The 21094-nt window shown below is 68.2% G+C and carries 18 protein-coding genes; 11 read left to right on the top strand and 7 right to left on the bottom strand.

Going from position 1 to position 21094, the window contains the following annotated elements; all coding sequences use genetic code 11:
- Positions 1–226: 226 nt before the first annotated feature.
- The 4 genes from JWQ81_RS08230 to JWQ81_RS08215 all read right to left on the bottom strand — a co-directional run bounded on the left by JWQ81_RS08230 (position 227) and on the right by JWQ81_RS08215 (position 5576).
- On the bottom strand, positions 227–1231 hold the full coding sequence (locus JWQ81_RS08230; RefSeq protein WP_297539257.1) for a cell division protein DivIVA: 1005 nt from the start codon (positions 1229–1231) through the stop codon (positions 227–229).
- Between the two features lie 124 nt (positions 1232–1355).
- Positions 1356–3350, bottom strand: a complete 1995-nt coding sequence (locus JWQ81_RS08225) for an SDR family oxidoreductase (RefSeq protein ID WP_297539255.1) — start codon at positions 3348–3350, stop codon at positions 1356–1358.
- A 93-nt stretch (positions 3351–3443) separates the two neighbouring features.
- On the bottom strand, positions 3444–4157 hold the full coding sequence (locus JWQ81_RS08220; RefSeq protein WP_297539253.1) for a class F sortase: 714 nt from the start codon (positions 4155–4157) through the stop codon (positions 3444–3446).
- 12 nt (positions 4158–4169) lie between these two features.
- Positions 4170–5576: a hypothetical protein gene (locus JWQ81_RS08215; RefSeq protein ID WP_297539251.1), complete on the bottom strand. Its 1407-nt coding sequence runs from the start codon at positions 5574–5576 to the stop codon at positions 4170–4172.
- Positions 5577–5932: 356 nt separating this feature from the next.
- On the opposite strand from JWQ81_RS08215, the gene JWQ81_RS08210 reads away from it, so the two are divergent.
- From JWQ81_RS08210 to JWQ81_RS08190, 5 genes are all read left to right on the top strand, one after another.
- The gene (locus JWQ81_RS08210) at positions 5933–6748 is read left to right on the top strand and encodes a Bax inhibitor-1/YccA family protein (protein WP_297539249.1); all 816 of its coding nucleotides are present in this window, start codon (positions 5933–5935) and stop codon (positions 6746–6748) included.
- Between the two features lie 182 nt (positions 6749–6930).
- Positions 6931–7662, top strand: coding sequence for a hypothetical protein (locus JWQ81_RS08205; RefSeq protein ID WP_297539247.1), 732 nt, complete (start codon positions 6931–6933; stop codon positions 7660–7662).
- 100 nt (positions 7663–7762) lie between these two features.
- The gene (locus tag JWQ81_RS08200; protein WP_297539245.1) at positions 7763–8413 is read left to right on the top strand and encodes a hypothetical protein; all 651 of its coding nucleotides are present in this window, start codon (positions 7763–7765) and stop codon (positions 8411–8413) included.
- A 146-nt stretch (positions 8414–8559) separates the two neighbouring features.
- The gene (locus JWQ81_RS08195; protein WP_297539243.1) at positions 8560–9831 is read left to right on the top strand and encodes a YeeE/YedE family protein; all 1272 of its coding nucleotides are present in this window, start codon (positions 8560–8562) and stop codon (positions 9829–9831) included.
- A 173-nt stretch (positions 9832–10004) separates the two neighbouring features.
- Positions 10005–11537, top strand: a complete 1533-nt coding sequence (locus JWQ81_RS08190; RefSeq protein WP_297539241.1) for a DHA2 family efflux MFS transporter permease subunit — start codon at positions 10005–10007, stop codon at positions 11535–11537.
- 111 nt (positions 11538–11648) lie between these two features.
- On the opposite strand, the gene JWQ81_RS08185 is transcribed toward JWQ81_RS08190, so the two are convergent.
- Complete coding sequence (locus tag JWQ81_RS08185; protein ID WP_297539239.1) at positions 11649–12869, bottom strand: acetyl-CoA C-acetyltransferase; 1221 nt, start codon at positions 12867–12869, stop codon at positions 11649–11651.
- A 209-nt stretch (positions 12870–13078) separates the two neighbouring features.
- On the opposite strand from JWQ81_RS08185, the gene JWQ81_RS08180 reads away from it, so the two are divergent.
- The 5 genes from JWQ81_RS08180 to JWQ81_RS08160 all read left to right on the top strand — a co-directional run bounded on the left by JWQ81_RS08180 (position 13079) and on the right by JWQ81_RS08160 (position 18302).
- Entirely contained in the window at positions 13079–14452 is a 1374-nt protein-coding gene (locus tag JWQ81_RS08180) for a cystathionine beta-synthase (protein WP_297539237.1), read from the top strand.
- Positions 14453–14607: 155 nt separating this feature from the next.
- Entirely contained in the window at positions 14608–16047 is a 1440-nt protein-coding gene (locus JWQ81_RS08175; protein WP_297539236.1) for a hypothetical protein, read from the top strand.
- 135 nt (positions 16048–16182) lie between these two features.
- A complete protein-coding gene (locus JWQ81_RS08170; protein WP_297539235.1) occupies positions 16183–16701 on the top strand; it encodes a hypothetical protein in 519 nt (172 codons plus the stop codon).
- 28 nt (positions 16702–16729) lie between these two features.
- Entirely contained in the window at positions 16730–17089 is a 360-nt protein-coding gene (locus tag JWQ81_RS08165; RefSeq protein ID WP_297539232.1) for a hypothetical protein, read from the top strand.
- A gap of 55 nt (positions 17090–17144) precedes the next feature.
- The gene (locus JWQ81_RS08160; protein ID WP_297539230.1) at positions 17145–18302 is read left to right on the top strand and encodes a cystathionine gamma-synthase; all 1158 of its coding nucleotides are present in this window, start codon (positions 17145–17147) and stop codon (positions 18300–18302) included.
- Between the two features lie 6 nt (positions 18303–18308).
- On the opposite strand, the gene JWQ81_RS08155 is transcribed toward JWQ81_RS08160, so the two are convergent.
- Positions 18309–18599 (bottom strand): hypothetical protein, encoded by a 291-nt coding sequence (locus JWQ81_RS08155; RefSeq protein ID WP_297539228.1) that lies wholly within the window; start codon positions 18597–18599, stop codon positions 18309–18311.
- A 368-nt stretch (positions 18600–18967) separates the two neighbouring features.
- Complete coding sequence (gene hppD, locus JWQ81_RS08150; RefSeq protein ID WP_297539226.1) at positions 18968–20176, bottom strand: 4-hydroxyphenylpyruvate dioxygenase; 1209 nt, start codon at positions 20174–20176, stop codon at positions 18968–18970.
- A 130-nt stretch (positions 20177–20306) separates the two neighbouring features.
- Between hppD and JWQ81_RS08145 the strand changes: the two genes are divergently transcribed.
- Entirely contained in the window at positions 20307–20786 is a 480-nt protein-coding gene (locus tag JWQ81_RS08145) for an Lrp/AsnC family transcriptional regulator (protein ID WP_297539223.1), read from the top strand.
- Positions 20787–21094 lie beyond the last annotated feature (308 nt).

Below are 21094 nucleotides of genomic sequence, written 5' to 3'. Positions count from 1 at the left end.
GTGAAGGCCACCTTCACGGCGTAAGGCGTACTCAACTAGACCTTGACGACGTCTCTGCCCTGCCGAGGGTGCCTTCGGTCCTTGCTGCTTTGGACAGAACCGACTACCCCAACCCCCCTTAAGCTCCAGGCATCGGCGTTCAACACCAACGCGGCGGCCGCCGCCATCAGAATGGCCCCGAGGGAACGCCGCGGAGCCTGCGGAGCGGGTTACGAAGCGGCGCGGGTTACGAAGTGGCGGGGGCCGGAGACGGCTTGTGGCCGTTCGTGGCAGCGGGAGCCGGAGCGGGCGAAGGCGTGGGGGACGCCGCGGGGGCATCACCGACGAGCTTCGAGGCGGCTGGGATCACGGCCTCGTCCTTCAGCTGCACCATCGCGGCTTCGCTGCGCTTGAGCACCTCGTCCGCGGCGCGCAGGCTCGCCCGCGCCTGCTCACGGATCTCGTCGAGCCGCTCGACCTTCCGCTGCGCGGCGGTGGTCCGCTGGGCAGCGGTGGTGGTGGCCTCGTCGAGCCGGCGCTTGGCTTCCGCGGTGGCCTCGTCCAAGCGCCGCTTCGCCTCCGCGGTCGCCTCGGCGATCCGCCGCTCGGCCTGGTTCTTGCTGGCCGTGCTCTGGTCGGCGATGTGCTTCTCCAGTGACGCGCGCTGAGCCGCCATCGACGACTCGAACTCGCGCTCGATGTTCCGCCGCTTGCGCTCGGCTTCGGCGTCCATCTGCTCGCGCCGGGTGGCCGCCTCGACGGTCAGCTTGCTGACCTCGGCGCGCGTGGACGTCAGCGCGTTCTCGTGCTCGGCGTGCAGCGCCTCGGCCTGGACGTCCAGGTCGTCGATCAGCTTCTGGTACCGCTCGCGCAGCTTGGTCGACACCTCCGTCGACTCGCTCCAGTGCTTCTCGGCGGCGACCTGCGCGCGGGAGGTGATCTCCTCGGCGCGCGCGTTCGCGAGCGTGGCCGTCCGCTGCATCCGCTCGTCGAGATCCTCGAGCCGTTCTGGCGGCTTCTTCAGCTCCTCGACGCGCGCATGCATCTTCACGACTTCACGCCGCTCGGCTTCCAGTTCCCGCGCCAGCGCGCTCGCCTGCGCCATGGCGGCGTCGCGATCGGTCATGACCCGCCGCACGTGCGCTTCGAGGTGATCGAGGTACTGGCGCACCTCGTTGCGGTCGAATCCATGCCATACCTGGGCGTACTCGCGGCGCAGGGGCAGCAGGCCGTTGTCTCGCTCGGGAACCATGGGGCCGACGGTACCTGCGCACACCGTGTCGTCAGTGTCAGGCTTGGTTAATTACCGCCGTGTTTTCACCCACTGGGCGTTTCTCCGCCCAGTGGGTGCGCGATGATCGCGGAGCGTTACTGGCCTACCAGTGGAACCCGCGGCTCAGCTTGGCCAGTGTGGTGGCCGCGCGCGAGAGGTGCTGCTCGCCCTTGCCGATCTTCAGGCCGCCGCTGCCCCCGGCCGCCGCGGAATCCGGGAAAACCCGGAAACCCTGGTATGCGATGGCATCCGTCACGCCCGGCAGCAGCGTGTACGCGAGCCCGATCGCCTGGCCGGCCGGCGTGCCGATGTGCTTCGGGCGTTCCTTCAACGCCTTCATCACCATGTCGGCGGCCTGGTCCGGCGACTTCGTCGGGAACGCGTCGTAGATCTTGGTCGGCCGGATCATCGGCGTGCGCACCAGCGGCATGTGGATCGTGGTGAAGGTGATCCCGTCGCCGTGGGTCTCAGTGGCGGCGATGCGCGAGAAGTAGTCCAGCGCCGCTTTCGAGGCCGCGTAGGCCGAGAAGCGCGGCGCGATGCCCTGCACGCCGATCGACGACACGTTCACGATGTGCCCGAACTTGCGCTCGGACATATGCGGCAGCACCGCGAGGATCAGCCGGACCGCGCCGAAGTAGTTGATCGCCATCGCGCGCTCGTAGTCGTGGAAGCGGTCATACGACAGCCTGATCGACCGGCGGATCGAGCGGCCGGCGTTGTTGACCAGCATGTCGATCCGGCCGTGCTCGGCGAGCATCGCGTCGACGGCCTTGTGCACCGACTCCTCGTCGGTCAGGTCGGCCGGGTACACCGACGCCGTCCCGCCGGCGGCGATGATCTCGTCGCGGACCTCTTCGAGCTCGTGCTGACGCCGGGCCACGAGCAGCGGGATCCCGCCCTCGGCGGCGACCTTCAACGCCGTCGCGCGCCCGATGCCCGAGGACGCGCCGGTGATGATCACGCGGCGCCCGTCGAGGTTGCCGCGCGGGCCGTGCTTACGGGCGCGGAACGGGTCGAGGTGCTCGCGCCAGTAGCGCCACAGCGTGGCCGCGTAGTCCTCCAGCCGGGGGACCTCGATCCCGGAACCGGCCAGCGCCTTGCGCGTCGACGCCGACGAGTAGACCGACTCGAACGACATGGTTTCGAGCAGGACGGGTGGAATCCCGAGGCGTTCCATCACCGCGTCGCGCGCGATGGTGAATCCGGGGATGTGCTCGCTGAGCTTGACCAGCGACACGATGCCCTTGGACACGCCCTCGTTCAGCTCGGCGGTGATCGTCGGCGCGCCGGCGGCTTTCGCGAAGGCGTTGTACACCGAGGTGACCGACTGCGGCTCCGGGCTGACCAGGTGGAACGCGCGCCCGTCGAGGCCAGGGGCGGTGACCAGCGCGAGCAGTGACTTCGCGACGTAGTCCACCGGGACGATGTTCGTGTCGCCGAGGTCGGGGCCGACGATCGGCACGTTCGGGACCGAGCCCAGCCTGCTGATCGCCGGGAACAGGTAGTACGGGCCGTCGATCTTGTCCATCTCGCCGGTCTCGGAGTTCCCGACGACGACAGCCGGGCGGTAGATCCGCCACGGGACGTCACTCTGCTCGCGGACCAGCTTCTCGGCCTCGAACTTGGTGCGGTGGTACGGCGTGACCAGCCGCTGGCCGACATCGAACATGTCCTCGGTGAACATGCCCTCGTGGTCACCGGAGACGACGACGGAGGAGATGTGGTGCAGGCAGCCCGCGCGCAGGTCCGCGGCCAGTTCGACGACGTGCTGCGTGCCCTCGACGTTGGCCTTGATGCTGGTCTCGTCGTCGGCGGTCAGGTCGTAGAGCGCGGCGAGGTGGACGACGTGGTCGACGTTCCCTCGCAGTTCGGACCGGACGTCCTCGGCCACGCCGAGCCCGTCGGCCGACAGGTCGCCGACGACGAGCCGCACGCGTTCCGGGTGCGGCCAGGAGTTGACGAGCGCCGCCAGCTTCGCCGTCGACGAGTCGCGGACGAGCAGCGAGACGTGTTCGGTGTCGTCCTTGGTGAGCAACAGCTGGGTGAATTGGCGACCGATCAATCCGGTCGCCCCGGTCACGAAAAAGGTGGCCATGGTTTCGCCCTTCGTTGCGGCATGCGTCATGGGCATTCTGCTGCATGGCAGCTGCCCTGACCACAGTGCGTGTGCGTTATTACCCGTGGGTTCTCAGGGAACTTGTTCGGCTATGACGACCCGGTTCTCGTCGTAACCGGTGACACCGCCGATCCACTCGCCGCCGCAGGTCACCAGCACGACCCGGTGCGCGCCCTGCTGGCCGAACAGCTCGTCGGCGCGGCGGGGCAGGTCGTCCTTGCGCACGGTGAACAGCTGCGTGACGTGGTAGGTCCAGGTCTTGCCGCCGGCGTCGACGATGGTGACCGGCGCGTCGATCCGCGCGCTCCAAAGCTCGGCGAACGGGCCGGTCGCGCCGCCCCAGTTCACGTGCCCGGCGAACACGCTGGCGCCGTTGGCCGCGCCGAGGACCGCGCCCCATTCGGCGGCTTGGCCGAGGTCGTCCGGCACCGGCAGCGCGCCGTCCGGGCCGAGTTCCTTCCGCACCAGGGTGGCCGTTCCGCCGTCCGGCAGCCGGATCGAGCCACGCGGTTGCGGGCCCGGTGGCGGGGCCGGAATGACGGCCGCCGCTGGTGGTGGCGAGCGCGTTGACGTCGGGGTCGGTACGGCCGCAGGCGCTGGGGCGCGGGCCGGTTCGGCCACCGCCGCCGCCGCCGCGGACACGGGATGCGCGACGCCGGCCACGGTCGTGGACGGCGACCACCGGGACACGCCGACGGCCACCAGTTCGACGACCAGCAGGCTGGCCACGCCCAGGAAAAAAGCGCCCAGGAAGAGGTGGCGCCCGCGGCGGGCTTGCGAAGTCATCCCTGCTCGTCCCTATCGCTTCCCGAACCGCACCCGGGCCACCAGTCCGACCAGCCCGGACCCGAGCAGCGCGAGCGCGGCGAGCCCGGCGAGGCCGCCTGCCGACGGGTTCGACACGACGTCACCGCGGGCCTGGATAACCGGGGGTCCGCCCGCGGCGATGGCGTGGGGCACGCTGTTGGGCGCGTTCTTGAGTTCCAGCGCGAGCGTTTCACCCGGCTTGATCGTGCCGCACGCGGACGGCGGGTTCCCTGGATCGAACGCGTTGCCGTAGCCGGGGGCGGGGCTGACCTCGACCACGCAGATGTCCTGCGGGGTCCGCAGGTTGTCCACGGTGACTGTGCCGCTGTCACCGGCAGTGGTGACTACCGCAGGCTTTCCGTCGGCGCCGACCAGCGGCTTGCCGTCCTGGCCCGCGGCCGCGGCGGCCTTGTCCTTGCCGGTGATCCGCAGGGCGACCCCGGAGATGCCCTTGCCGGTCTTCGCATCGGTCTTGGTGACCGAGACCTTGCCCGGTTTGGTCGACGCCTTGGCGGTGCCCTGCGCGGTCAGCTGCTTCTCGCCGCCGGTCGACACGACGTGCTGGGTGTTGTCGGCGGCGACGTCCGGAATCCGGACGTACGGCTTGTCCGCCGGGGCCGACACCGTGCTGCCGAGCGCCGGCTTCGCGTCGGTCGGGGTCAGCATGGCGGTGGCCGTGCCGTCGGCGCCGGTCGTGACGGTGTTCTTGCTGCCGTCGAGCGTCGCTTCGGTGGCTTTGAGCGTCACGGGGATGCCGGACATGCCCTTGCCGTTGGCGTTCTTGACGCTGATCTTCCACTCCGACGTCGTGCCGATCGTCTGGTCAGCGGTCGGCGGGGTGATCGACGTGGTCCAGGGGCCGCGGTTGGCCTCGGCGTCCTTCGTCAGTTTGTCGACGTCCTGCCGGGCCGCGGCGGGCAGCTCGCTGAGGTGGGTCGGCGCGTCGTAGCCGATCTCGGACGAGTTCTTGCTCGGGTTGAGGTCGTCGTGGCCGTCGCGCGGTGCGGCCGTCCAGGAGTGCAGCAGGTGCGCGAGGGCGGCTGCTTCGTCCGGGTCGGTGGTGCCGCCGTAGCGCAGGAGAAGGTAGGAGATGTTCGCCGCGATGTCCGACGGCAGCGCGTCTCCCCACTTGGTCAGCAACACTTCGCCGACGTGGTACTTCTGGTCCGTGTCCGGCGCCTTGAGCTCAAAGCTCACGCAGAAGACCTGCTGGCCGCCGACGACGTACGAACCGAGCCAGTCGCCCGACCTCGCCCTGCCGCTGTACGGCTGGCCAGGGCTCACCGATCGCCCGATGCCCTGTTGAGAGGCCGCGCTCGCGGGCTGGGCGGCGATCAGCGAGAAGGTGCCGACCAGCACGACGGCGAGCGCCCCGGCTACCGCACGAACGGATTTCATTAGTCCACCTCATGGTGTGCTGACTCCTTGGGTCGCGTGAGCTGCCGCCCGCAGTTATGGAGGTTTCTCACACGAACGATTGGCTCCCCGACACGCCTTCCGGTGACCCTCTGATCACGCCTCGTGAGCGTGCCTGGTCAGCGGCTTGGTTGGCAAGAGGGCGTCCGTGCCTGATCGACGAACGGTCGTGGCAGTCCTCACACTGCCGGGTGGGCGAGGGCATACGGTGGGGCCGGAGGGCCGCCGTCCCATGGCTGGGCGGCGGATTAGGTAAAGTTTCCTTTACCCGACGGGAACCGACCGGCGGTCACGGTCGTTGGACCCGATGCAGGTGCCAGTAGATCCAGGAGGATCAGGTGCGTTCCACAAGTAATCCGGCGTTCCGCAACTTGCCACGTGGCAATGCGGCATACGGCCAGAACGTAGGTTTCAACCAGTCCGGCTACGGGCAGCCGGGTTACGACCAGCGGACGCCCACCGCCGATCGGCCGATGACGGTCGACGACGTCGTGGTCAAGACCGGGCTGAGCATCGGGGTCGCGCTCCTCACCGGCGTGCTGACCGCGATCTGGGCCCGGGTGCAGATCACCGGCGGCGGTTCCGCGGGGCCGCTGTACGGCGTCCTGATCGGCAGCATGCTGGTCGGCCTGGTGATCTCGCTCGTCATCATCTTCAAGCAGCTCCCGAGCGGCCCGCTCACGCTGGCGTACTCCGCGGTCGAGGGTGTCTTCCTCGGGGCGATCACCGGGGTGTTCCAGGTCGCGTTCGGCAGCGGGATCGCGCTGCAGGCGTTGATCGGCACCGCGGGCGTGTTTGTCGCGATGCTGGTGGTCTACAAGACCGGCGCGGTCAAGGTCACCCCCAAGCTGACCAAATGGATCATCGGCGCCACCGCCGGTGCCGTCATCCTGATGGTCGCCAACCTGCTGCTGAGCATGTTCGGCGTCGACATGGGGATCCGCAGCGGCGGTACGATCGCGATCCTGTTCAGCCTGCTGGTGATCGGTATCGCGGCGTTCAACTTCCTGCTCGACTTCGACATGGCCGACAAGATGATCCGGCAGGGCATGCCGGCGAAGTGGGCCTGGTACGCGGCGTTCGGTCTGATGACCACGCTCGTCTGGCTGTACCTCGAAATCCTGCGGCTGCTCTCTTACTTGCAGCGAAGCTAGTTAGTTCGTTTCTTTCCGTCTTTCTTCACATGCGGTCACGGAGGACGCTCGGTAACCATACGAGCGTCCTCCGCTGTTTTTCTTAACTCTTTTCACCTTTCTGACGGGTAATACCTCGCGGTTGTCACCGGGTGTGTTTGATGTGGGCTCAGCACATCCATTTCACTTCTGCGAGGTAAACAGTGAGCGTTCCCCCTCCGCCGGTCCCTGGGGGCCTGCCGCCGGTGGGTCAGCCCGATCCCTACGGGCCGCCGCCCGTGACGCCGCCGGGTTACGGCCAGGCGCCGGGCCAGTTCGTCGGCCAACAGCCGGGCCAGTACGGCCAGCCGCCCGTTTACGGGCAGGCGCCGGGGCAACCCGGCAACTACGTTCCCGCTCCGGGGCAGCCGTACAAGCCGAAGAGGAGCAAGGCGCTCTACATCCGCCTGGGCATCTTCCTGGTCATTGCTGCTGTCGCCGCGACTTTCGCGATCATCCACAACCAGACCTCGCCGGACAGTTCCGCGGCGGGCGACTGCCTCGCGATTCCGGAGTTCAAGAAGGGCGTGGAGCCGGACAAGGCCGCCTGCGACGCGCCGAATGCCAACGTCAAGATCGGTGTGCGGCTCGATTCCGCCGGCGCGAGCTGCCCGACCGGCGACTACGACGAGTACTCGGTGAGCGGCAGTACCGACTACAAGCTCTGCCTGACCATCAATGCCAAGGAAGGCGACTGCCTGGCTGACCTGGCCGCGGACGCAGGTCAGTCAAAGGGCTACGAGAAGGTCCCGTGCGCTGATCCGACCGCGCAGGCAAAGCTGACGAAGGTTGTCCAAGGAACCGCGGACAAGTCGGCGTGCGGATCGGACACCGGTCTTCCGGTGGTCTACTCGCAGCCGCCCGCGACGATGTGCTTCACGGCCACTGGTCATTGACCTGCTGGTTGCCCCGCTCTCCTGAAATCTTGTGAGGCCAGACATGACCGTCCCCCCTTCTTCCGGACCCGAGGGACAACCGGATCCCTACGCACCACAGATGCAGCCGGGTTATGGCCCGCAGCCCGGTCAGCCGAATCCGTATGGCGAGCCGCCGGCACAACCCGGTCAATACGGGCAGCCGGGGCCGTACGGCCAGGCGCCGATCGGCTACGGCCCGCCGCCCATGCCACTGCCGAGGAAGAAGCGGCGGCTGTGGCTGAAGATCGGGCTGCCGATCCTGATCGTCCTTCTGGTTGGCGTCGGATCGCTGGTGTACTTCGGGTACAAATCCACGGCGCTGAGTTCCGGGGTCGGCGACTGCCTGCAGGTCAAGGACTTCTCCGCGCAGCTCACCTCGGAGACGTTCCCGGCCAAGGCCGACTGCGGCGACCCGGCGGCGAACGTCAAGATCGCGCTGAAGCTCGACGGTTCGGCGCCGTGCCCCGGCGATCAGATCTACGACGAGTTCACCTTGCAAACGCCGTCGACCAGGTTCTGCCTGATGCTGAACGCGAAGCAGGGCGACTGCCTCTCGATCCCGGATCAGAAGAACTACAGCAAGGTGCCGTGCACCGATCCGAAGGCGACCGTGACGGTCGGCAAGGTCGTCGCCGGTCGTGCCGACGCGAAACTCTGCGATATCCCGGAAAGCGCGATCGCGTACCCGGAGCCGGCCACCACGTTCTGCTTCGCGCCGGTGCCGAAGTGACCGCCTTGCCGGAAGGGCTCGGGGTGTCGCCGAAGACATCCTGAGTGATCGGATCGTCGCACTCTGTGGGACGAATCGCGGCGAACCGGTCACGGGACCTAATTTGAGGCGTCCTGCTCCACTTGATCACGCCTTGGAGTGCCCCCGTGACCGCGTCGACCGATTCCCGTACCGGTGACAACAATTTCCTGACCTTCCCCACCTCGTGCGAGGCGCCGCGACCGCAACCGGAGGACCCGGTCAAGGTGGTGCCCCTGGCTGTCGCGAGCGTGCTCGCGGTGGGGCTGAGCTGGTTCGTTTGGGCGACGTACGGCGCCAAGCTCGGTGTCCTGCTCATCCTGGGGCTACTGCTCGGGCTCGCGCTGTTCCACTCCCGTTTCGGGTTCACCTCGGCGTGGCGCCAGCTCATCGCCGTCGGGAACGGGCAGGGGCTCCGTGCCCACACGCTGCTGCTGGGCACCGCCGCAACGCTCATCGCGCTGATCTGCGGCACCGGCGCCGGGCTGTTCGGCAGCACCCCCGCGCCGGTGGCCAACCCGCTGGGGCTCGCCCTGCTGGTCGGCGCCACGCTGTTCGCGATCGGCATGCAGCTCGGCGGCGCGTGCGCGTCGGGGACGCTGTTCGCGGTGGGGTCCGGCCAGTCGACGATCGTGCTGACACTCGGCGGGTTCATCGTCGGCTCGGTGGTCTATACCTGGGCGTTCCCGCTGCTGAACAACTGGCCGCAGTTCAACGGCATCCTGCTCGCCGACCACGTCGGCTGGCTCGGTTCGTGGGCCATCACCATCGTCGTGCTGCTCGCGATCGTGGCGGTGACGCGGGTCGTCCAGAAGCGTCGGGTGCCGCCGCCGGTCGACGCCGTCCCGACCGCGCGCGGGCTCGCCCGCATCGTGCGCGGCTCGTGGCCGGTGCTGGTCGGTTCGCTGGTCATCGGGGCGCTCGCCGGCGCGGTCTTCCTGGTGTCCGGCGGGATCTGGGGAGTCACCAGCGCGTTCAGCCTGTGGGGCGCGAAGATCCTCCAGCTGTTCGGTCTGCACCCGGAAAGCTGGCAGTTCTGGCAGCAGAAGGCGAACGCGAGTTCGTTGCACAGCAGCATTTGGAAGGACAAGAACAGCCTGACCGACATCGGCATCATGATCGGTGCGGCGGTGGCGGCCGCGGCGGCGGGCGCGTGGAAGATCCACAGCTCCATCCCGTGGCGCACCGCGCTGGCCGCCGTACTCGGCGGGATCATGATGGGTATCGGCGCGCGGCTGGCCAACGGCTGCAATATCGGCGCCTACCTCGGCGGGATCTCCACCGGAAACGTCAGCGGCTGGCTCTGGGGCGTTTTCGCACTGGGCGGCACCTGGGTCGGGATCAAGCTGCGGCCGGTCTTCGGCCTCGCCAACCCGAAGCCGTCCGACGGGATTTGCTGAGCACCAACGTGTCGGCGCGTCCGCCGGGTCAGGGCTCGTGAGTGTTCCGGTGTCGGCGAAATCGCTGGCACCGGAACTTCGTCGTCGGTATTGTCTGAATAGAAAACTGAGGGGTCGGTACTTTTCGCAAGCGTGGTGCGGGTCGCCGCGTCCGCAGCTGGGGTGATATCCGTATGGCTCAAACAGAATCCGTGGCGCCGATGGAGAGCGACAAGCTCGACAGCGGCGTCTACAAGGTGGCTGCCGTGGTCGTGCTCGGCGCGATCATGGCCATCCTCGACGCGACGGTGGTCAACGTCGCGCTGCAGACGTTGACCATCCAGTTCAAGACCTCGTTCGACACCATCCAGTGGGTCGCGACCGCGTATCTGCTGGCACTGGCCACGGTTATCCCGATCACGGGCTGGGCGGCGGACCGGTTCGGCACGAAGCGGCTCTACATGGTCGCGATCGCGCTGTTCCTGGTCGGTTCGATGCTCGCCGGGCTCGCCTGGAACGTCGAAACCCTGATCATCTTCCGGGTGATACAGGGCTTCGGCGGCGGCATGCTGATGCCGGCCGGGATGACGATCCTGACCAGGACCGCGGGCCCGCAGCGGGTCGGCCGGGTGATGGCCGTGCTCGGCGTGCCGATGCTGCTGGGTCCCATCTGCGGCCCGATCCTCGGCGGGTGGCTCGTCGACGCGGTGAGCTGGCGCTGGATCTTCTACATCAACGTCCCGATCGGGCTCGTCACGATGGCGCTGGCGTGGCGGCTGCTGCCGAAGGACTCGCCCGAACCCGCCAAGCGGTTCGACTTCCTGGGCATGCTGATGGTGTCGCCGGGGCTCGCGGCCCTGATCTACGGCGTATCCGACATCCCGTCCGCCGGCGGTGTCGGCGACGCTCACGTGCTCGTGCCCGCGCTCGCCGGGATCGTGCTGCTGATCGGCTTCCTGGTCCGGGCGTCGAAGGTCGACAACCCGCTGATCGACCTGACGTTGTTCCGCAACCGGACGTTCTCCGTCGCGATGGTGACGATGTCGCTGTTCTGCGTGGCGTTCTTCGGCGCGATGCTGCTGCTGCCGACGTACTTCCTGCTGGTGCGCGGCGAAACGGCGTTGCACGCCGGGCTGCTGATGGTCCCGCAGGGCGTCGGCGCGATGCTGACCATGCCGATGGCGGGCAAGTTCGCGGACAAGAGCGGGGCACGCGCGATCGTGCTGCCCGGCATGGTCGCGATCGTCGTCGGGATCGTGGAGTTCACCCAGGTCACCGCCACCACCCCGTATTGGCAGCTGCTGATCGCGCTGTTCGTGATGGGGCTCGGCATGGGCGCCACGATGATGCCGATCACCTCGGCGGCGCTCCAGGCGCTGCAGGTGAAGGACATGGCCAAGGCGTCGACGGCGACGAACATCATCCAGCAGACCGCCGGCGCCATCGGCTCGGCCGTGCTGTCGACCGTGCTCGCGGCCCTGCTGGCCGGCAAGTTCGGCGTCCCCACCAACCAGGGTCAGGTGGCGGCCACCTTGGCGATCAAGAACCCCGCCACCCAGCATGCCGCCGCGGGGCTGGCCGCGGACTCGTTCAGCACGACGTTCGTCTGGGCGCTTGTCCTGCTCGTGTTGTGCATCATCCCGGCCGCGTTCCTGCCCCGGCGCAAACCGGCGGCGGAAGTCGCCGGCGACGACGAGGCCGCGCGCCCGGTCACGCTGATCCACTAACGGGCGTCACGTCCAAAGACCCCTCGGGGCCATCCTGATGGCGGCCGCCGCGTTGGCGTTCAAAGCCACAAGGGTGGCCCCGAGGGGTCCGTGAACCGCGTGTCCCAAGGATCAGGACAGGCGTTCCAACACCATCGCCATGCCCTGGCCGCCGCCGACGCACATGGTCTCGAGGCCGAACTGCTTGTCGTGGTGGCGCAGCGAGTTGATCAGCGTCGAGGTGATGCGGGCGCCGGTCATGCCGAACGGGTGGCCGACGGCGATCGCGCCGCCGTTGACGTTCAGCTTGTCGAGGTCGATCCCGAGGTCTTTGTACGACGGGATGACCTGGGCGGCGAACGCCTCGTTGATCTCGACGAGGTCGATGTCGCCGATCGACAGCCCGGCGCGCTTCAGCGCCTGACGTGACGCTTCGACCGGGCCGTAGCCCATGATCTCCGGCGAAAGGCCGGTCACGCCGGTCGACACCACGCGCGCGAGCGGGGTGAGGCCGAGCTCCTTGGCCTTGGTGTCGGACATGATGACCACCGCGGCGGCGCCGTCGTTGAGCGCGCAGCAGTTGCCGGCGGTAATCCGGCCGTCGGGGCGGAACACCGGCTTCAGCCCGGAAACGCCCTCGAGGGTGACGCCGGCGCGGGGGCCGTCGTCCTTCGACACCACGGTGCCGTCCGGCAGCGTGACCGGGGTGATGTCCTGTGCCCAGAAGCCGTCCGCGATCGCCTTCTCGGCGAGGTTCTGCGAGCGGACGCCGAACTCGTCCATCTCTTCGCGCGAGACGTTCTTGATCCGCGCGAGGTTCTCGGCGGTCTGGCCCATCGCGATGTAGACGTCCGGCAGGTCGCCGTTCTCGCGCGGATCCGTCCAGCCGTCGGCGCCGGACGCGGCCGTCGCGGCGGTGCGGGCTTCCGCGTCGGCGAACATCGGGTTGTGCGTGTCGGGCCACGAGTCCGAGCTGCCCTTGGCGAACCGCGACACGGTCTCGACGCCGGCGGAGATGAAGACGTCGCCCTCGCCCGCCTTGATCGCGTGCAGCGCCATCCTCGTGGTCTGCAGGCTCGACGAGCAGTAGCGGGTGATCGTGCAGCCGGGGAGGTGGTCGTAACCGAGCTCGATGGCGACCGCGCGGGCCATGTTGAAGCCGGATTCGCCGCCGGGCAGACCGCAGCCCAGCATCAGGTCTTCGATCTGCGTCGGGTCGAGTTCGGGGACCTTGTCGAGGGCCGCGCGCACCATCTGCACGGCCAGGTCGTCGGGGCGGAGGCTCACCAGCGACCCCTTGCCGGCACGGCCGATCGGGGAGCGGGCGGTGGAGACGATGACGGCTTCGGGCATGGAAGGACACTCCTTTGTATCTTCGCTGATCTGGCGTCGGCGCCGGTCGGCTAAGCGATTGCTTACCATCTTGCCCGCCCGCGGGCCCGCCGCAAACCCGAACGCGACCTGGGCCACTCTCCAGGACTCGTGAGTGTTGCGTCCGGTTAGAACAGGCTGCGACACGCACGAGCCCTGACCTGCGAGTGGACACAAGTTAAGGTGTCGGTGTGGACTATGTCGAGCACATCGCGGACCTCGTGGGCAACACCCCGTTGGTCAAGCTGAACTCAGTGAACGAAGGCCTGCGGCCGCTGATCCTGGCCAAGGTCGAGTACTTCAACCCCGGCGGCAGCGTCAAGGACCGCATCGCGCTCCGGATGATCGAAGCCGCCGAGAAGTCGGGCGAGCTGCGGCCGGGGGGCACGATCGTGGAGCCGACCTCGGGCAACACCGGGGTCGGGCTGGCGATGGTCGCCCAGCGCAAGGGGTACAAGTGCGTGTTCGTCTGCCCGGACAAGGTCAGCGAGGACAAGCGGAACGTGCTCAAGGCCTACGGCGCCCGGGTCGTCGTCTGCCCGACGGCGGTCGCACCGGAGCACCCCGACTCCTACTACAACGTGTCCGACCGGCTGGTCCGCGAGATCGACGGCGCGTGGAAGCCCAACCAGTACGCCAACCCGGAGAACCCCGAGAGCCACTACCGCGGCACCGGGCCCGAGCTGTGGAAGCAGACCGACGGCAAGATCACGCACTTCGTCGCGGGCGTCGGCACCGGCGGCACGATCTCCGGCACCGGCCGCTACCTCAAGGAGGTCAGCGACGGACGGGTCAAGGTCGTCGGCGCCGACCCCGAGGGCTCGGTCTACTCCGGCGGCAGCGGGCGGCCGTACCTGGTCGAGGGCGTCGGTGAGGACTTCTGGCCGGAGACCTACGACCGCGACCTCGCCGACGAGATCATCCCGATCTCCGACGCGCTGTCGTTCGACATCACCCGCCGCCTGGCGCTCGAAGAGGGCCTGCTCGTCGGTGGCTCCTGCGGGATGGCGGTGGCCGCCGCGCTGAAACTCGCCGAGCGGTGCGGTCCCGAAGACGTCATCGTCGTGCTGCTGCCCGACGGCGGCCGCGGGTACCTCACCAAGGTGTTCAACGACGCGTGGATGTCGTCCTACGGCTTCCTTCCGCCGGATTCCAGCGGCGCGACCGTCGGCGATGTCCTCAAGCTCAAGAACAAGGGCTCGCTGCCGGACCTCGTGCACACGCACCCCAGCGAGACGGTGGCCGACGCGGTCGCGATCTTCAGCGACTTCGGGGTCAGCCAGATGCCCGTGGTCATCGCCGAACCGCCGGTGATGGCGGCCGAGGTCGTCGGCGCGGTCAACGAGCGGGACCTGCTGGACGCGCTGTTCACCGGCAAGGCCGGGTTGGCCGACCGGCTCGAGGACCACATGTCCCTGCCGTTCCCGACCATCGGCGCCGGGGAGCCGGTGAGTTCGGCGATGAAGGCGTTGTCCGAGGCAGACGGCGCGCTGGTGCTCGTCGACGGCAAGCCCGCGGGCGTGGTCACCCGGCACGACGTCCTCGGCTTCCTCGCCGGCCGCTGACGTCTTCTTGGACCCGTAGTGGACCGCATGCCCGCGTGATAGCGGATTCCATCGTGTGACCGGGCCGGGGCGTTACGAGCGCCTCGGCCCGGTATCGGATAGCGTGTCCCGCGAGTAGACCTTTCATGTCTTCGTCAAGGGGGTTCAAGACCCAAATGAGTGCTCCGCAGCCACCGAACCAGCCATGGGGTGGCGGGCAGCCACCGCAGGGCCCCCCGGGTGGTCCCCAACCGCAGGACGACAACCCGTTCGGCGCGCCGGAACCGACCCAGGTCGTGCAGCCCGGTCAGCAGCCGCCACCGCCCTACGGCAGCCCCCAGGGCGGCCAATTCGGCGAAGCGGAACCGACGCAGGTCGTCATGCCGCAACGTCCGGGCGACGCTCCGGCACCGGGTGATCCCAACGCGACCCAGTTGGTGAATCCGGTCGGCGGCCCACAGGCCGCCGGGCCCGAATCCACGCAGCTGGTTCCCCCGGGTATGCAGCCGCCGCCAGCCATTCAGTACTCCCCGCCGCCCAGTGCGGCGGACAACCCGGGTGCCGCGTTCGGGCAGCCGGGTCAGTACGGCCAGCCGCCGCAGCAGGGCTTCGGCCAGCCCGGCGGGTTCGACCCGCAGAGCCAGCAGGGCGCGTTCGGCCAGCCGCAGCAGGGCTTCGGTCAGCCAGCCCCGGGCCAGTACCCCGGCGCGTTCGGCCAGCAGCCCGGCTTCGGCGGGCCGCCCGGTTACGGTGCCGCGGCGCCCGCGAGCTCCAACAACCAGCTGTTCGGCTTGATCGCCGCGGGTGTGCTCGCGGTGTTCGGCATCCTCGCCGTCGTCTTCTTCATCGTCGACATCTCGGACAGCAAGTTCAGTACTTACTCCCAGGCCATCGCCACGGTGCCCGACAGCGCGATCCAGCAGGCGAAGGATGCGGGTCAGTACATTTCGCCGGGGTTGCTCAAGACGTTCTACTGGGTCGCCCTCGTCGGTGGCCTCGGTGCGATCGCGGCGGCTGTCTTCACCTTCCTCAAGAACAAGTTGGCCGCGGTGCTCGGTGCGAGCGCCGGCGTGCTTCTGCTCGTGAGTGGTGTCGGTCTTCTCCTGTCGGACAGTCTGTCGAAGTCGGCGCTGCCGGACGGAACCACGTTCACCGGCTTCAGCAGCGGGAAGATCTTCTACCTCATCGCCGGCGTCTTCGTACTGGCGGTCGGCGTGCTCGGGCTGCTGGGCGGGACCAAGCAGTTCGTCGGTCTCGGCGGGGGCTCTACGCCCGCGGCGCCCGGCGGTTATGGTCCTCCGCCCGGTGGTGGCTTCCCGCCTCCGGGACAGCAACCGGGTGGTTTCGGTCAGCCGCAGCAGTACGGCCAGCCGCCGCAGCAAGGTTTCGGTCAGCCGCCGCAGCCGGGCCAGTACGGCCAGCCGCCGCAGCAGGGCTTCGGCCAGCCGCAGCCCGGTCAGTACGGCCAGCCCGGCGGCCAGTACCCGGGCAGCGGTGGTTTCCCGCAGCCCGGCCAGCAGCAGGGTGGCTACGGTCAGCCGCCGCAGCAGGGTTTCGGCCAGCAAGGGCCGCCGAGTGGCGGTTTCGAGCAGCCGCCACAGCAACAGCAGTGGTGACGGTCTGATCCAGTAAAGCCCCGGCCTTTTTTGGGCCGGGGCTTTACTTTTCTCCACTTCTGTCGATCCCTCCCGAAGTCGGTTATCCCCCGCTAGGGTGACCCGGAGAATTCCGCCCCGGTCGATGGGGGAGCGATGGCAGAACAGTCCGGAGACGAGCCGCCGAGACCGCGGGGCCCCAACGGGGTCACCGCGCTCACGGCCGCCGTGCTCGGCCTGCTGCTCACGTTCCCGCTGGTTTACGTGCCCAGCGAGCAGTTCATCGCCATTCCGTCGGGCTTCAGCGTCGGCCTGCTGCCGATCGGCGTACTCGCGGAACTCGGGCTCTACTCCGGTTCCGGGTTAGTGATGTTGGTCGGTGGGCTCGTCACGCTCTTCCGTGGGGTGGCGGGAGCCGTGCTGCTGATCGTCGGTTCGGCGCTGGCGGTGGCCGCGGTCGTGGCAGAACCCGTGCTCGGCTACTCGGACGGCTACCGCGCGTTCTTCGACTACCTCACCTCCTTCCGCGACCTGCCGGGGACTGCCCGGGCTGTCGGTCTTTGCGGCGCCCTGCTGGTGTTCGTGCTGGCAGTTCTCCCGGGGACCTTCAGATATCTCCGGCACCGCGCTCCGGCCGCCGAGACGTATGGCCGTCCGCGGGCTTTTCCCCGGTGACGATTGGTCAACGGCAGGCTCCGGTGCGTTGTGGATCCTGACGGTACTGCTCACCCCGCTGATCACAGGTGTTCCGTTCGGCCTCTATTTCAAGGTCACCTTCGATAGCAGCAAGAACGAGACCGGCGTGGCTGTCGCCGCCATGATGGCGATTCCGGTGATTGTGCTTGGTGTCCTGCCGGTGACGGCGTGGTACATGAAATTCAAGCGGGACCTCAAAAAGGGCCTGATCCCGATGCCGGGTATGCAGCAGCCGTACCCGATGCAGACGCCGCAGCAGGGCTATCCCCGGCAGGGGTACCCGCAGCCGGGCCAGACTCCGGGATACCCGCCTCAGCAGCCCGGCGCGTACCCGCCCCCACCGCCTCCGCTGCCCCCACCCTGCTGAGCCGGATCGATCCCACCTGTCGGGAAGTCGGGCGCCAGGTCGTACCCTGGTACATATGGTTGACGATCACTCCGAGCTTGGTTTCGAGACCCGCGCGATTCACGCCGGGCAGGCGCCCGACCCGAGGACCGGCGCGGTCATCGTGCCGATTTACCAGACCTCGACGTATGCGCAGGACGGTGTCGGCGGCACTCGCGAGGGTGACTACGAGTACTCCCGCACCGCCAACCCCACCCGGACAGCTCTGGAGACCGCGCTCGCGTCCCTCGAAGGCGCCCGGCACACGCTGGCGTTCGCCTCGGGCATGGCCGCGAGCGACGCGCTGCTGCGGACGGTACTGCGCCCCGGTGACCACCTCGTCCTCGGAAACGACGCCTATGGCGGCACGTTTCGCCTGATCGACAAGGTGATGAGCCTCTGGGGCGTCGAGCACACCGTCGCCGATCTGTCCAAAGTGGACGATGTCAGGGCGGCGATCCGACCGGAGACCAAGCTCATCTGGTGCGAGTCGCCGACCAACCCGCTGCTCGGCATCGCCGACATCGCCGCGCTGGCGGGAGTCGCGCACGACGTCGGCGCCCGGCTTGTCGTGGACAACACATTCGCCACGCCGTACCTGCAGAACCCGCTGAGCCTGGGCGCGGACGTCGTCCTGCACTCGACCACCAAGTACCTCGGCGGGCATTCCGACGTCGTCGGCGGTGCCGTGGTGACCAATGAGGACGAGCTTCGCGACGAGCTGTTCTACATCCGCAACGCCGCCGGCGCGGTGCCGGGGCCGTTCGACGCCTGGCTCACCCTGCGCGGCATCAAGACGCTCGCGCTGCGGATGGAACGGCACAGCGACAACGCCGAGCTCGTCGTCCAGAGCCTGCTCTCGCACCCCAAGGTGTCGAAGGTCTACTACCCGGGCCTGTCCACCCACCCGGGTCACGAGGTCGCGGCGAAGCAGATGCGGCGGTTCGGCGGGATGATCTCGTTCAGTCACGTCGACGGCGAGCAGGCCGCACTGGACGTCGCCGCGCGCACCAAGCTGTTCATCCTGGCCGAGTCGTTGGGCGGGATCGAGTCCCTGATCGAGCACCCCGGGCGGATGACCCACGCCAGCACCGCGGGCTCGACCCTGCAGGTGCCCGCGGACCTGCTGCGCCTGTCGGTCGGTATCGAGGATGGCCGCGATCTGGTCGCCGACCTGCGGAACGCGCTCGGCTAAGCCCGCTCAGGGGCGGTAGTTGCTGTGCTGGATGTCGCCCGGCACCTGAACCTGGGCAGTGTTCCCGGGGGTGGTGCCGGGCAGTTCACTGCCGCTCACACAACCGCCGACGAGCTCAACGTGGTTGTCATGGCGGATGTACTGGGCGGGGTCGCCGCAACCGGCCTGGTCGACGGTGTAGAACGCCGCTCCGGTCAGCGCCACGGCCGAGGCGATCCCGGCGACCAGGGGAAGCACACCGGCGGACCGAGTGGCGCGAATACGCCGCGCGATACCCGAACTGTGTGCCAAAACCATGGTTTCTCCCCGATCACCGGACCGCTTTGTGCGGGCCTGGCCACCATCACCCTACTCGTCTTACCTCCGGAGTTACTTCGCAGAGCCCGTTCCCGACAGCTGACCGACATCGTTGGGGCGACGTTGCGGCGTTCTCTCAAGGCCACGACTTAAGGGTGGTTCGGTTCTGCGCAGAGCAGCAAGGACCGGGGCAGGTGCTGGTAGCGGGGTCGAGGGCCGGTCACGTCGTGTTGGGGCTCGTGAAGGCCTAGTTGAGTGCGCTTTACGCCGTGAAGGTGGCCTTCACGTCAGGTCACACTCGCCCCGGTCCTTGCTGCAGTAAAGCCGAACCCACCACCTCAACCGACCAACCACTGGACACCCGGACGTCAGAGGTTGCCGCGGCGCTCCTGTTCGCGCTCGATGGCCTGGAACAGGGCCTTGAAGTTGCCCTTGCCGAAGCCGAGTGAGCCGTGGCGCTCGATGAGCTCGTAGAAGACCGTCGGCCGGTCGCCGATCGGCTTGGTGAAGATCTGCAGCAGGTAGCCGTCCTCGTCGCGGTCGACGAGGATGCTGTGCTTCTTCAGTGTCTCGATCGGCACGCGGACTTCGCCGATCCGGGCGCGGAGCTCCGGGTCCTCGTAGTACGAGTCCGGGGTGTCGAGGAACTCGACGCCGGCCGCGCGCATGGCCGTGACAGTGCCGATGATGTCGTTGGTGGCCAGCGCGATGTGCTGGCAGCCCGCGCCGCCGTAGAACTCGAGGTACTCGTCGATCTGCGACTTCTTCTTCGCGATCGCCGGCTCGTTCAGCGGGAACTTCACCCGGTGGTTGCCGTTCGACACGACCTTGCTCATCAGCGCCGAATAGTCGGTCGCGATGTCGTCGCCGATGAACTCCGCCATGTTCACGAAGCCCATGACGCGGTGGTACCAGTCGACCCAGTAGTCCATCTTGCCGAGCTCGACGTTGCCGACGCAGTGGTCGACGGCCTGGAACAGCCGCTTCGGCGCGCCTTCCGGGCGCTGGATGGTGCTCTCGCGGGCTTCGAAGCCGGGGAGGTACGGGCCGGTGTAGCGCGACCGGTCGATCAGCGAGTGGCGGGTTTCGCCGTAGGTCGCGATCGCGGCCCGGCGCACGGTGCCGTGCTCGTCGGAGATGTCGTGCGGCTCTTCGAGGATGGTCGCGCCCTCGGACCGCGCGTGCGCGACGCACTTATCGACGTCGGGTACTTCGAGTGCCAGGTCGATGACGCCGTCGCCGTGCCGGCGGTGGTGGTCGAGCAGTTCGGAGTCGGGACGAACGCCACCGGTGATCACGAACCGCGCCGAGCCGGACTTCAGGACGAACGACTTCCGCTCGAAGTCGCCGGTCTCCGGACCGGAGTACGCGACGAGCCGCATGCCGAACGCGACCTGGTAGAACCAGGCGGTCTGGGTGGCGTTGCCCGCGATGAAGACCACCGCGTCCATCGACTTGACCGGGAACGGGTCCGTCGAGGCGTCGTGGTCGACCAGGCCGACGAGCTGGCGCAGCTGGTCGTAGCTGACGTCGTCGAGAACACCAGGGGTGGTTTCGGAGTCCAGTGTGTTCGTCATAACCGTAGGATGCGGGTGCCGGGCAGGATGAGCAACAGTCGTCGAAAACGCTGGGCAGTATGTTCAGCGGAGTAGGGATTCAGTCGGTCAGGCTGGACAATGTGTTTAGGTCTGGGCAGGAGGTCCGCCAATGCCAGGGGAGAGCTTGGACGCGCTCGACGCGCGGTTGCTCCTGCTGCTGACCGACTCACCGCGTCTCGGCGTGCTCGAGTGCGCGCGCAGGCTCGGCGTCGCCCGCGGCACTGTGCAGGCCAGGCTGGACAGGCTCGCTGAGCGGGGCGTCCTAGGCGGCTTCCCGCCGGAACTGGACATTGCCGCAATGGGCTATGGGCTGACCGCGTTCGCCGTGCTCGAGATCGCGCAGGGGCGGCGAGCCGAGGTCACCGCGGCGCTCGAAGCCATCGATGAGGTCTGCGAGGTCCACGCGACCACCGGCCAGGGTGACCTGTTCGTGCGCATGGTCGCGCGGGACAACGACGACCTCCAGCGCGTGATCGACAGCGTTGTCGGGGTGTCGGACATCCAGCGCACGTCGACGTCGATCGCCCTGTCCACCCCGATCCCGCCCCGCGTTCGCCCCCTCCTCGAACGCACCGTCCGCGGCGACTAGGCACTTTTGCACTTTTGTGCCCTCGTTGAAGTCTCAAGCAGGGCACTTTTGTGGCTCTTGTGTCGTATGTGTGGGTCCGCGACGCCTCAGTAGGTGCTGGGTGATGTGGACTGGCTCCGTTTTACCGCGGCAGGGACGCGGGGCGGGTGGCGTGGGGAAGGGATTCTGAAGGCCGGTTGGGGTGGGTCCGCGACGCCTCAGTGGTGTCGGTGTGGCTGGTGAGGTTCTTGAGGTCAGCGGGTGTGGTCGGCTGGTGGTGACTGTGGGACTCGTCGGCGTGAACGTGGGACTCGCCGGGCCGGAGTGTG

The sequence above is a fragment of the Amycolatopsis sp. genome, assembly GCF_025464955.1.
GTDB lineage: Bacteria > Actinomycetota > Actinomycetes > Mycobacteriales > Pseudonocardiaceae > Amycolatopsis.
The sequence above is the reverse complement of the archived record's forward strand: the minus strand, read 5'-3'. Positions and strand labels throughout refer to the sequence as shown.